The 13,393-nt window shown below is 50.0% G+C and carries 9 protein-coding genes; 3 read left to right on the forward strand and 6 right to left on the reverse strand.

Annotated elements, in window-relative coordinates:
- The first annotated feature begins 158 nt into the window (after window positions 1-158).
- Complete coding sequence (cls, locus tag DMB82_RS10995) at window positions 159-1,619, forward strand: cardiolipin synthase (RefSeq protein WP_102117616.1); 1,461 nt, start codon at window positions 159-161, stop codon at window positions 1,617-1,619.
- 55 nt (window positions 1,620-1,674) lie between these two features.
- Window positions 1,675-1,998, forward strand: a complete 324-nt coding sequence (locus DMB82_RS11000) for an HI1450 family dsDNA-mimic protein (RefSeq protein ID WP_102117615.1) — start codon at window positions 1,675-1,677, stop codon at window positions 1,996-1,998.
- A gap of 242 nt (window positions 1,999-2,240) precedes the next feature.
- Here DMB82_RS11000 and oppF read toward each other — a convergent pair whose 3' ends face one another.
- The 6 genes from oppF to oppA (DMB82_RS11030) all read right to left on the reverse strand — a co-directional run bounded on the left by oppF (window position 2,241) and on the right by oppA (DMB82_RS11030) (window position 9,600).
- Complete coding sequence (oppF, locus tag DMB82_RS11005) at window positions 2,241-3,275, reverse strand: murein tripeptide/oligopeptide ABC transporter ATP binding protein OppF (protein WP_102117614.1); 1,035 nt, start codon at window positions 3,273-3,275, stop codon at window positions 2,241-2,243.
- Complete coding sequence (oppD, locus tag DMB82_RS11010; protein WP_102117613.1) at window positions 3,272-4,267, reverse strand: ABC transporter ATP-binding protein; 996 nt, start codon at window positions 4,265-4,267, stop codon at window positions 3,272-3,274. Before oppD ends, oppF begins: the two co-directional genes overlap by 4 nt.
- Before the next feature lie 11 nt (window positions 4,268-4,278).
- Entirely contained in the window at window positions 4,279-5,187 is a 909-nt protein-coding gene (oppC, locus tag DMB82_RS11015; protein ID WP_102117612.1) for an oligopeptide ABC transporter permease OppC, read from the reverse strand.
- Window positions 5,188-5,198: 11 nt separating this feature from the next.
- Window positions 5,199-6,119 carry an oligopeptide ABC transporter permease OppB gene (gene oppB / locus DMB82_RS11020; RefSeq protein WP_102117611.1) on the reverse strand — a complete coding sequence of 307 codons (921 nt, stop codon included), beginning with the start codon at window positions 6,117-6,119 and terminating at the stop codon, window positions 5,199-5,201.
- Window positions 6,120-6,172: 53 nt separating this feature from the next.
- Window positions 6,173-7,810 (reverse strand): oligopeptide ABC transporter substrate-binding protein OppA, encoded by a 1,638-nt coding sequence (gene oppA / locus DMB82_RS11025; protein WP_102117610.1) that lies wholly within the window; start codon window positions 7,808-7,810, stop codon window positions 6,173-6,175.
- Window positions 7,811-8,001: 191 nt separating this feature from the next.
- Window positions 8,002-9,600: an oligopeptide ABC transporter substrate-binding protein OppA gene (gene oppA, locus DMB82_RS11030; protein WP_267132210.1), complete on the reverse strand. Its 1,599-nt coding sequence runs from the start codon at window positions 9,598-9,600 to the stop codon at window positions 8,002-8,004.
- 1,078 nt (window positions 9,601-10,678) lie between these two features.
- Between oppA (DMB82_RS11030) and adhE the strand changes: the two genes are divergently transcribed.
- Window positions 10,679-13,354: a bifunctional acetaldehyde-CoA/alcohol dehydrogenase gene (adhE, locus tag DMB82_RS11035; protein ID WP_102117608.1), complete on the forward strand. Its 2,676-nt coding sequence runs from the start codon at window positions 10,679-10,681 to the stop codon at window positions 13,352-13,354.
- Window positions 13,355-13,393 lie beyond the last annotated feature (39 nt).

Raw genomic sequence — 13,393 nt, forward strand, 5'->3', positions numbered from 1 at the left:
ATGAGCTTACATAAGTAAGTGATTCGGGTGACTGAACGCAGCCAACGTACATGCAGCTTGAAGTATGACGGGGATATTCAGAGGAAAGGCATTTCCCCTTTTATAAATCTATGCGTACACTTTGTTAATTATTTGCAGAAGGGAACAGTGCCGCTTTTATGTCGACATTTTATACCGTAATAAGTTGGTTACTGGTTTTTAGCTACTGGTTGCTGATTGCAGGTGTGACCCTGCGTATTCTGATGAAACGTCGGGCGGTGCCTTCTGCGATGGCTTGGCTATTGGTGATTTATATTCTGCCACTTGTCGGTATTGTCGCTTATCTTTCGTTTGGCGAGCTCCATCTCGGCAAACGCCGAGCCGAACGTGCCAGCAAAATGTGGCCATCAACGGCGAAATGGCTACGCGAATTAAAAGAATATCGCCGTATTTTCGCAACGGAAAACAGCGAAGTCGCTAGCGCGTTATTTCAGTTGTGCGAAAGGCGGCAAGGGGTTGGCGGCGTTAAAGGCAATCAGTTGCAGTTGATGACCACGTTTGATGACACCATTAAAGCGTTATTGCGAGATATTGAACTCGCGCGTAACAACATCGAGATGGTGTTTTACATCTGGCAACCCGGTGGTCTGGTTGAGCAAGTGACCTCTTCGCTTATCGCGGCAGCACGACGCGGGGTACATTGCCGTATCCTGCTAGACTCAGCTGGCAGCGTACAATTTTTCCGCCAGCATCACCCTGAGCTGATGCGCACCGCAGGGATCGACGTGGTCGAAGCTCTGAAAGTCAATCTGTTCCGTGCGTTCCTGCGCCGCATGGACTTGCGACAGCATCGTAAAATCATCCTGATCGACAACCGTATTGCCTATACCGGCAGCATGAATATGGTCGATCCCCGTTTATTCAAACAAGATGCGGGCGTTGGGCAGTGGATTGATCTGATGGCACGCATTGAAGGCCCAGTGGCGACCACATTGGGGATTATCTACTGCTGCGACTGGGAAATGGAGACAGGCAAGCGCCTGCTTCCGCCACCGCCGGATGTTAACGTTATGCCGTTCGAACAGGAGAGCGGCCACACCATTCAGGTTATTGCCTCCGGCCCCGGTTACCCAGAAGAGATGATTCATCAGGCGCTGCTGACGTCCGTCTACTCAGCACGTAAGCAGTTGATCATGACGACCCCCTACTTCGTGCCCAGCGACGATCTGCTGCACGCTATCTGCACCGCCGCCCAGCGTGGGGTCGATGTCAGCATTATCGTTCCATACAAAAACGACTCGGTATTGGTCGGTTGGGCCAGTCGTGCGTTTTTCACAGAGCTGCTCGACGCAGGCGTGAAAATTTATCAATTTAAAGACGGGTTGCTGCACACTAAAAGCGTACTGGTCGATGGACAGCTCAGCCTGGTTGGTACGGTGAATCTGGATATGCGCAGCCTGTGGCTGAATTTTGAAATTACGCTGGTGATTGATGATGCTGGATTCGGCAGCGATTTAGCCTGCGTACAGGAAGATTATATCGCTCGTTCCCGCCTGTTAAACGCCACACAGTGGCAAAACCGCCCTTACTGGCAACGTATCGTCGAGCGGCTGTTCTACTTTTTCAGCCCTCTGCTATAAATACGCGTTTTCCCGTGTTCTAATAAGGCTATTGGGAATTAACAGGAATGACCTTATGGATTTGAATAATCGCCTGACCGAAGACGAAGCATTGGAACAGGCCTACGACATCTTTTTGGAACTTGCGGCTGATAACCTCGATCCGGCAGATATTCTGCTGTTCAACCTGCAATTCGAAGAGCGCGGTGGCGCAGAGTTATTCGACCCTGCTGAAGACTGGGCCGATCACGTTGATTTCGACCTGAACCCTGACTTTTTTGCCGAAGTCGTCATTGGGCTGGCCGAGAATGAAGGTGAAGAAATTACCGATATTTTTGCCCGCGTGCTGATTTGTCGGGAAAAAGATCACAAACTTTGCCACATTTTGTGGAAAGAATAACTCGTTTCGCCTCAACACAAAGCGTCTAAAAACGCAGATGATTCTATTTACGAAACGAAAACGGTGATAATGGAATAGAAGAGTAAAGCGTCCGCGACAAGGATGTCGCGGCTCGAGCGTACAAGGATGTATTCACAGCGTCTTTACGATCTATCCATTATCAACGCTCAACGTACATTGTCAGCAATGCAAGGCGTCTCCCGCAGGAGACGCCTTTTTTACATCAGTCACCGATAAACGGGTTACTGAACTTCCGCTTCCTGCACCGGTAACAACGCCTGCGGATCGACCTTCAGACACGAAACGGCGTGCGTAAAGCTCCCTTCCAGCAAGGGACGGGTTTTCGAGCACTCAGGGCCGACAACCGGACAGCGCGTGCAGAACACACAGCCCGATGGCGGATTGATTGGCGAAGGCAAATCCCCTTCCAGCAGTTGTATCTTCTTGTTCCGCTCCTGATCGGGATCGGGCGTCGGCACAGCGGACATCAGCGCGCGGGTATACGGGTGCTGCGGGTTTTTATAGACCTGATCGTACGTTCCCAGTTCTACCGCATGACCCAGATACATCACCAACACGCGATCGGAAATGTGCTTCACGACCGATAAGTCATGAGCGATGAAAATCAGCGACAGACGCATTTCGCGCTGTAGCTGACGCAGCAGGTTCACCACCTGCGCCTGAATCGACACGTCCAGCGCCGAAACTGGCTCATCACAGATAATCAGCTTCGGCTCCAGAATCAGCGCGCGCGCGATGCCGATACGCTGACACTGTCCGCCAGAGAATTCATGCGGATAGCGGTTGATCAGGTTCGGCAGCAGCCCAACCTTCAGCATCATCGCTTTCACACGATCTTTCACCGTCTGCCGATCCAGTTCTGGATGATAAACGTTTAACGGCTCGGCAATAATTTCGCCTATCGTCATACGCGGGTTCAGCGATGCCAGCGGATCCTGGAATATCATCTGAATATCGCTACGTGCGGCGCGCCATTCATCGGCACTCATGCCCAGCAGGTCTTTCCCCAGCCAGGTAACGCGTCCGTCGGTCGCTTTTACCAGACCGATAATGGCACGCGCCAGCGTAGACTTGCCGCAACCGGACTCCCCCACCACGCCCAACGTTTCGCCTTCATATAAACGTAGCGTCACGCCATCAACGGCTTTCAGTTTTTTCGGCGGCTGCCAGAACCACTGCTTATCATCTCTGACGTCAAAGTGGACTTTCAGATCGTCCACTTCTAACAACACCTTTTTCTCGTCCGCATTGTTCATACCACCTCCTCAATCGCTCTAAAGCAGGCGCGCAAGCGGCCATCACCAAAAGATTCCAGCGCTGGTGCGCTATGGCAGAGATCCATCGCATACGGGCAGCGTGGTTGGAACGGACAGCCTTTCGGTAAGCGTAATAAGTTAGGCGGATTGCCCGGAATGGTTGCCAGCACTTCATCTTCCGCATCCAGACGCGGCACGGCGTTGAGCAGGCCAACAGAATACGGGTGACTCGGATGATAAAAGACGTCGCGTGCAGCCCCGTATTCCATGGTGCGTCCGGCGTACATCACCAGCACTTTGTCACAAATACCCGCCACCACACCCAGATCGTGGGTGATCATGATGATAGAGGTATTGAACTCACGTTTCAGCTCGTTCAACAACGTCATAATCTGCGCCTGAACCGTCACATCCAACGCCGTTGTCGGTTCATCGGCAATCAGCAGCTTCGGCCGGCACAGCAGTGCCATTGCGATCATCACGCGCTGACGCATCCCGCCGGAAAACTCATGCGGATACATCTTCATACGCTTACGCGCTTCCGGCATTTTGACCGCATCCAGCATTTTGACCGACTCTTCAAACGCTTCGCTTTTGCTCAGGCGTTTGTGCAACATCAGCACTTCCATCAGTTGTTCGCCGACGCGCATGTACGGGTTCAGCGAGGTCATCGGATCCTGGAAGATCATACTGATTTCTTCAGCACGCAGCTTATTCAACTGGCTTTCAGGCAAATTGAGAATCTCTTTGCCACGAAAACGTGCAGATCCGCCAATACGGCCATTACGCGCCAGCAGTCCCATCAACGCAAACGCGGTTTGTGATTTACCAGAGCCAGATTCACCCACAATCCCCAGCGTTTCACCGGCGTTGAGTGTGAAGTTCAGGTCGTTAACCGCCGTCACATCACCGTCCTGCGTGTTGAACGTTACCCGGAGATCCTGAACATGTAGCAGCGCGTCGTGCGCGCCAGTTAACTCAATTTTGCTCATGTTGATATCCCTCAGCGATCTTTCGGGTCGAGGGCATCACGCAGGCCATCGCCGATAAAGTTAAAACAAAACAGCGTGACAACCAGAAACGCCGCCGGATAGAACAGTAACCACGGCGACACTTCCATTGAATTCGCACCATCATTCAGCAAAGCACCCCAACTGCTCAACGGTTCCTGCGTTCCCAGACCTAGGAAGCTCAGGAAGGATTCGAACAGGATCATGCTTGGCACCAGCAGAGAGGCATACACCACCACCACGCCCAGCACGTTAGGCACCACGTGGCGCAGCACGATACCGCGCGTGGAGACACCGGAAACCATCGCTGCTTCAATGAACTCTTTACGTTTCAGGCTCAGCGTCTGGCCGCGCACGATACGCGCCATATCCAGCCAAGACACCATGCCGATAGCCACGAAGATCAGCAACATGTTCTGCCCGAAAAACGTCACCAGCAGAATAACGAAGAACATGAACGGGAATGAGTTGAGGATCTCCAGCAGACGCATCATCACCGAATCCACTTTCCCGCCCAGATAACCCGACATCGCGCCATACAGCGTTCCGACGATCACGGCAACCAGCGCCGCAGCAACGCCAACCATCAGCGAGACGCGGCCCCCGATGGCAACACGAACCAACAGATCACGACCCGAGGAATCCGTACCAAAATAGTGTCCAGACGTCATATCCGGCGCAGCCGACATCATTCCCCAGTCCGTATCCGCGTAGTCAAATGCCGACAACATCGGGGCGAAGATAACGAACACGGTAATCACGGCTAAAACAAGCAGACTGGCCAGCGCCGCACGGTTGTGCATAAAGCGCAGGCGCGCATCCTGCCACAAACTGCGCCCTTCGATCTCAGCCTGCTCGGTGAAATTCTCTAACGCTTTAACGTTTTTTCGATTCCAAAACATAACGCCCCCAATTAATAGCGAATTTTCGGATCGATAACAGCGTAGAGCACGTCAATGATCGCATTAAATAAAATGGTTAAGCCACCGACCAGAATCGTCAAACTCAATACCAGTGAATAGTCGCGGTTCAGTGCACCGTTCACAAACAGTTGCCCAATACCCGGTAAACCAAAAATGGTTTCAATCACCATTGAGCCGGTAATAATCCCTACAAACGCCGGCCCCATATAAGAGAGCACGGGCAGCAACGCGGGTTTTAACGCGTGACGCAGGACGATGCGGCGCATCGGCAGCCCTTTGGCACGCGCGGTGCGGATAAAGTTAGAGTGCAAAACCTCGATCATAGAACCTCGGGTAATACGCGCAATGCTGGCGATATAAGACAAAGACAACGCCACCATCGGTAAAATAATGTATTGGATGGCCCCGCCGTTCCAGCCACCGCCGGGCAACCACCGCAGCGTAATGGCAAAAATCAGCACCAGTAACGGTGCGACGACAAAGCTGGGAATCACCACCCCCGTCATGGCAAAGCCCATCACGGTATAGTCCCATTTCGTATTCTGATTCAGCGCGGCGATCACGCCTGCACTCACCCCAAAAACGATGGCAAGAATGAATGCAGCGACCCCTAGTTTTGCAGAAACGGGGAAAGACGTCGCGACCAAATCGTTCACGGAATAGTCTTTGTATTTAAAAGAAGGCCCAAAATCACCCTGTACCAATTGCAGCAAGTAGTTACCGTACTGCGTCATAATAGGGTCGTTCAGATGGTATTTGGCTTCAATATTCGCCATCACTTCCGGCGGTAAATTACGCTCTCCGGTAAAAGGGCTGCCGGGTGCCAATCGCATCATGAAGAACGAGATGGTGATCAGGATAAAGAGTGTTGGAATCGCCTCTAAACAGCGGCGAAGAATAAATTTTAACATTGCTCGTACCTATAAAAGGCTGGCAGCACCGCTGCGTGCGCCAGCCATTATTATTAGTGCTTGATGATATAAAGATCTTTCACGTAAACATTATCCTGCGGATCTTTGCCCGTTAATCCACCCACATAAGGTTTCACCAGTCGGGTATTGGCATAGTAGTAAACGGGTACGATAACTGCATCTTTATTTAGCAATGCTTCAGCCTGTTGATATACGGCAGCACGCTCTTCTTCGGTTTTCACCTGTAAAGATTTCGCCACCAGCGCATCAAACTCTTTGCTCTTATAGTGTGCCTTATTATTGCTGCTGTCCGACAACATACTGTTCAGGAAGGTAGACGGCTCGTTATAGTCGGCACACCACCCGCCACGCGCCAGATCATGCGTTCCCTGTTGGCGAGAGTTGAGGAACGTTTTCCACTCTTGATTTTCCAGTTTCACTTCCACGCCAATGTTCTGCTTCCATATCGAAGACGCTGCAATCGCCATCTTTTTATGAAGATCGGATGAGTTATAGAGCAAATTAAACGTCAGCGGTTTGTCTGCGGTGTAACCGGCTTCCGCCAGCAGTTTCTTCGCTTCTGCGTTACGTTTTTCTTGTGGCCAGGTGAACCATTCTGGGGTCTGCGCGTTGAAACCATCAATATATGGCGGTACAAAACCATAGGCAGGAATATCGCCTTGGTTTTTCACCTTATTGGTCAGAATATCCTGGCTCAGGCCCAGACGCAGCGCGGTACGCACCCGCACATCGTTAAACGGCGGCTTCTGATTATTGATTTCGTAATAGTAGGTGCATAAGTACGGGTCGACTTTCACTTCATTCGGGATTTCTTTCTTCAGCTTTTGAAACAATTCAATCGGCAGTTGGTTATAGGTCATATCAATTTCGCCGCTGCGATAGCGGTTGACGTCAGTCACTTCCGAAGCAATAGGCAGGTACGTCACCTGATTAATCACGGTGTGGGCGTTATCCCAATATTGCGGGTTGCGCTCCAGCACTATTTTTTCGTTCACCACCCAGTCTTTCAGCTTGTAAGCACCGTTGCCGACCCAGTTTTGCGGCTGCGTCCATTTTTCACCGAATTTTTCAACGACGGCTTTATTGATTGGGGACATCGCGACGTAAACAGGCAGCTTATAGAAGTAAGGCACCGCTTCGGACAGCGTAACCTCAAAGGTATGATCGTCGATCGCTTTCACGCCCAGCGTATCCGAGGATTTCTTGCCAGCGATGATGTCATCGATATTCAGCAGATGACCATATTGCAGGTAGCTGGCGTAAGGCGATGCCGTCTTTGGATCGGCCAGACGCTGCCAGCTATAGACGAAATCGTGTGCAGTAACCGGCTCACCGTTGGACCATTTGGCATCTTTACGCAGGTGGAACGTCCACACTTTAAAATCTTTGTTATCCCAGCTTTCTGCTACGCCGGGACTGGTTTTGCCGTTAACGTCGGAAATCACCAACCCTTCCAGCAGATCGCGCGACACGTTGGATTCCGGCACGCCTTCGATTTTATGCGGGTCAAGAGAGGAAACTTCAGCACCGTTGTTACGAACCAATTCCTGTTTTTCTGCTAACTGAACGCCGGCGGGAACGGTCGCGGCAAAGGCAGAAACAGCCATCGTGCTACTTAATGCTGCGATAATAGCGGCAGCGATTCTTTTTTTAGTTGTGATGTGTGTCATTATTTTCTCCTGTAATGTTGTCGTGTTAGTTATCCCAGCACGATTCCTGAATTAGAGCACTGTGAGAAAACGATTAATCGATTCGACTCACAACCCATTCCCACAGAGCAGGAATGGGTAACCAGAGAGTAAACACCAAATTAATCGCTGTTCGCTCACTTCATTTGCATCAAACCGTAAACAGCGGTGGATTAATGCTTAATGATATAGAGATCCTTCACCCGTAGATTATCCAACGGATCCTTGCCGGTAATACCGCCGACATAAGGTTTTACCAGTCGGGTATTCGCGTAGTAATAGACCGGCACGATCGTCGCGTCTTTATCCAACTGCGATTCCGCCTGCTGATAAATCTCTGCGCGTTCATCGTCCGTTTTTGCCTGAACAGCCTGCGCCATCAGCGTGTCGAACGCCGCGCTCTTATAATGGGCCGTGTTATTGCTACTGTCTGACAGCATGCTATTCAGGAACGATGTCGGTTCGTTATAGTCCGCACACCATCCGGCACGCGCAACGTCATAATTGCCTTGATGACGCGTGCTGAGATAAGTTTTCCATTCCTGATTTTCCAATTTCGCGTCGACGCCCAGATTCTGTTTCCAGACCGAGACCGCTGCAATCGCCAGTTTCTTATGCAGATCTGACGAGTTATAGAGCAAACTAAACGTCAGCGGTTTCTCTGCGGTATAGCCCGCTTCCGCCAGCAGTTTTTTCGCTTCTTCATTACGTTTCGCCTGTGGCCAGGTAAACCACTCTGGCGTATGCGCTTTCAAGCCGTCCGTAAACGGAGGAATATAACCATAGGCGGGAATATCGCCCTGATTTTTCACTTTATTGGTCAATATGTCTTGATCAAGCCCCATGCGCAGAGCCGTACGTACCCGTACATCGTTAAATGGCGGTTTCTGGTTGTTGATTTCGTAATAATACGTACAGAGGAAAGGATTAACGTTAACTTCTTGTGGAATTTCTTTTTTCAGCTTCTGAAATAGCTCAATGGGCAATTTATTATTGGTGACATCAATTTCACCCGCACGGTAACGGTTAACATCCGTCACTTCAGAAGCAATCGGCAAATAGGTGACCTGATTAATCACGGTCTTGGCGTTATCCCAATATTGGGTATTACGCTCCAGCACAAGCCGCTCATTCACAACCCAGGATTTCAGGCGGTAGGCGCCATTCCCTACCCAGTTTTCCGGCTGAGTCCATTTATCACCAAATTTCTCCACTACCGCTTTATTTACCGGAGACAGGGATGAGTGATTCAGTAATTTATAAAAGTAAGGGATCGGTTCGCTTAATGTCACTTCCAGCGTATGGTCGTCGAGCGCTTTTACGCCTAACGTATCAGGAGATTTCTTGCTGGCGATAATGTCATCGATATTCAGCAGATGACCATACTGTAAATAGCTGGCGTAAGGAGAAACGGTTTTCGGATCGGCCAGACGCTGCCAGCTATAAACGAAATCTTGTGCGGTAACGGGCTCGCCATTCGACCATTTGGCGTCTTTGCGTAAATGGAATGTCCAGACTTTAAAATCGCTGCTTTCCCACCGCTCGGCCACGCCAGGAATCGGGTGTCCATCCGGATCGGAAATCACCAACCCTTCATATAGATCGCGCGCGACGTTGGATTCCGGCACACCTTCTATTTTCTGCGGATCCAGTGATGACACTTCAGCACCATTGTTTCTCACCAGAGCCTGCTCTTTCGCCAGCTCAACACCGGCAGGTACAGTCGCAGCCTGAACATTCACGCATGACGCCATCACTGCTGCGGCAATCATGCTGGTAACAAAGCATCGTTTTGTTTTGCGAGTTTTCACTTTATAAACGCCCCTGTCTTGATACAACGCCATACCGGACTCCATGCGTAAAAATTGCCGTTACATAGAGCAGAAAAGATCGCCCATTATCCCAATAAATCATAAAATTAATTTATGGATGAATAACGAATAGCGGGTCGATACTCGAAGCTATCAAAAGCAGACACATTCGCCAATATTTTTACATTGATGTTGCTTAATTTTCTTTACTACAGGCTGGTAAATGTTTTATTTCAATCGTCTAATAAAATCATTAACCCATTGATAAGCAATGATTTTTCAATCAATTTTCAGATATTTTTAAAATATTCAGCAATTTATAAATTTTGAGCAAAAAAACATCGTAGTGGGTTTCATCATTTTCACAGCACAAAAATGATGATGCATGCTTATCTTTCGGCGTCATCACCTGACCAGAATGTTATTATTTTAACAAATTCGTTACTCATCTTGCACAAGATGAGTACGCGATTCCCTTAGGGTAGGCCACACGTAAAATAACTCACTCAATTAAGATATAAGCATCGTTTATGCGAACACGTTTTATACGAACAGGTCATTCCGGTTATGTGCACAGCGTTGTGCCCAGAACGCTCCCAACTCTGTCGTACTCCGGTGCCCGCTCCATCCCTTACCATCCCTTTTGGGTATAAAATCAGCTAATTTATCTGGTTAATGATAGGTATTATCAATATCAATTTGCTGAATGGTGTCAGCTTAAAGAAAAGTCGATACGGATCACAAAAAAAACACCCACAAATAGGTATGCTCAACGCATGCTGTAACGGACACGTAGATCTTCTTCGTTTTGACGTAATTTCAAAACAATATTTCAAAAATTTATGATATTGGCGGTTACAGTATTTTAAAAAGCAATAATTGCACCACAACGGCGGCTGACAAGCTCTTTGAGTCAATTAATGCGAAATAGGCAGAAAAGATTAGCAAGGTAACGAAACCACACCCCGTTCGTTTATCTATACTGTTCTATCCTGCGAACAATTGACTGAAAGAGTTTACCATTTATCAGGAGAGCATTATGGCCGTAACCAACATTGCTGAACTTAACGCATTGGTCGAAAGAGTGAAAAAGGCACAGCAGGAATTTGCCACTTACACTCAGGAACAGGTGGACAAAATCTTCCGCGCTGCCGCACTCGCAGCATCGGATGCCCGTATCCCACTGGCAAAAATGGCGGTTGCCGAATCCGGCATGGGGATCGTGGAAGATAAAGTCATCAAAAACCACTTCGCCTCCGAGTACATTTATAATGCCTATCAGGATGAAAAAACCTGCGGCGTCCTCTCTACTGATGACACGTTTGGTACCATTACGATTGCCGAGCCGATTGGCCTGATTTGCGGTATTGTTCCCACCACTAACCCCACGTCTACCGCTATTTTTAAAGCGTTGATCAGCCTGAAGACCCGTAACGGGATTATCTTCTCTCCCCATCCACGTGCAAAAAATGCGACCAATAAAGCCGCTGACATTGTTCTGCAAGCGGCCATTGCGGCAGGCGCACCGAAAGACATCATCGGCTGGATCGATCAGCCTTCCGTCGACCTGTCCAACCAGCTTATGCACCACCCCGATATCAACCTGATTCTGGCGACTGGCGGCCCGGGCATGGTGAAAGCCGCATACAGCTCCGGTAAACCGGCGATCGGCGTCGGCGCAGGTAACACGCCTGTTGTCGTTGACGAAACCGCAGATATCAAGCGTGCCGTTGCGTCTATTCTGATGTCGAAAACCTTCGATAACGGCGTAATTTGTGCGTCAGAACAGTCAGTCATCGTGGTAGACAGCGTCTATGATGCTGTACGTGAACGTTTTGCCACCCATGGCGGCTACATGCTGAAAGGAAAAGAACTGCATGCCGTGCAGGGCATCCTGCTGAAAAACGGTTCACTGAACGCCGACATTGTGGGGCAACCTGCACCGAAGATCGCGGAAATGGCGGGCATCACTGTGCCTGCAAACACCAAAGTGCTGATCGGTGAAGTGACGGCCGTTGACGAATCCGAACCGTTTGCCCATGAAAAACTGTCTCCAACGCTGGCGATGTACCGTGCGAAAGACTTCAATGACGCCGTCATTAAAGCGGAAAAACTGGTGGCAATGGGTGGCATCGGTCACACATCCTGCCTGTATACCGATCAGGACAATCAGCCAGAGCGCGTGAATCATTTCGGTAATATGATGAAAACGGCACGTATCCTGATTAACACCCCAGCGTCTCAGGGCGGTATCGGCGATCTTTACAACTTCAAACTCGCGCCGTCTCTGACGCTGGGCTGTGGCTCATGGGGCGGAAACTCCATCTCCGAAAACGTCGGTCCGAAGCACTTGATCAACAAGAAAACGGTAGCCAAGCGAGCAGAGAATATGTTGTGGCATAAACTTCCTAAATCCATTTATTTCCGTCGCGGCTCGCTGCCTATTGCCCTTGAAGAAGTCGCTTCCGATGGTGCAAAACGTGCATTTATCGTGACCGACCGCTTCTTGTTCAACAATGGCTATGTCGATCAGGTGACGTCTGTACTGAAACAGCACGGACTGGAAACCGAAGTGTTCTTCGAAGTTGAAGCTGACCCGACGCTGAGCATCGTGCGTAAAGGTGCAGAACAAATGCATTCCTTCAAGCCGGATGTGATTATTGCGCTGGGCGGTGGTTCTCCAATGGATGCCGCGAAGATCATGTGGGTGATGTATGAGCACCCGACGACACACTTCGAAGAGCTGGCGCTGCGCTTTATGGACATCCGTAAGCGTATCTACAAGTTCCCGAAAATGGGCGTAAAAGCCAAGATGGTGGCGATTACCACCACATCCGGTACGGGTTCCGAAGTCACGCCGTTTGCCGTGGTGACCGACGATGCCACCGGGCAGAAATATCCGTTGGCAGACTATGCGCTGACGCCAGATATGGCGATTGTTGATGCCAATTTGGTCATGAATATGCCGAAATCGCTGTGTGCGTTTGGTGGGCTTGATGCAGTAACCCACTCACTGGAGGCCTATGTTTCTGTGCTGGCAAACGAATATTCAGATGGACAGGCGTTACAAGCGCTGAAACTCCTGAAAGAAAACTTGCCAGACAGCTACCGTGACGGTGCGAAAAACCCAGTTGCCCGCGAGCGTGTGCACAATGCTGCGACGATTGCAGGTATCGCGTTTGCCAACGCCTTCCTCGGCGTTTGTCACTCCATGGCGCATAAGCTGGGCTCAGAGTTCCATATTCCGCATGGCCTGGCTAACGCCCTGCTGATCTCAAACGTCATTCGCTATAACGCGAACGACAACCCGACCAAGCAAACGACGTTCAGCCAGTATGACCGTCCACAGGCTCGCCGCCGTTACGCGGAAATAGCCGACCACCTGCGTTTGACTGCTCCAAGCGATCGTACCGCGCAGAAAATCGAGAAATTGCTGAACTGGCTGGAAGAAATGAAAACTGAGCTGGGGATCCCAACGTCCATTCGTGAAGCGGGCGTGCAGGAGGCCGATTTCTTAGCTAAAGTAGATAAACTGTCAGAAGATGCGTTCGACGATCAGTGTACTGGCGCTAACCCGCGTTACCCGCTGATTTCAGAGTTGAAACAGATTCTGCTGGATACTTACTACGGTCGTAAGTTCTCTGAAGAAGAAAAAACGGAAGCGGCTGAACCTGCAGTAAAAGCCGCTAAAACTGGCAAGAAAACCGCTCACTAACGTTCTTGCTATTACCGCCTTAGCCTAAAGGCGGTTTAT

It is taken from the genome of Pectobacterium aquaticum (assembly GCF_003382565.3).
GTDB lineage: Bacteria > Pseudomonadota > Gammaproteobacteria > Enterobacterales > Enterobacteriaceae > Pectobacterium > Pectobacterium aquaticum.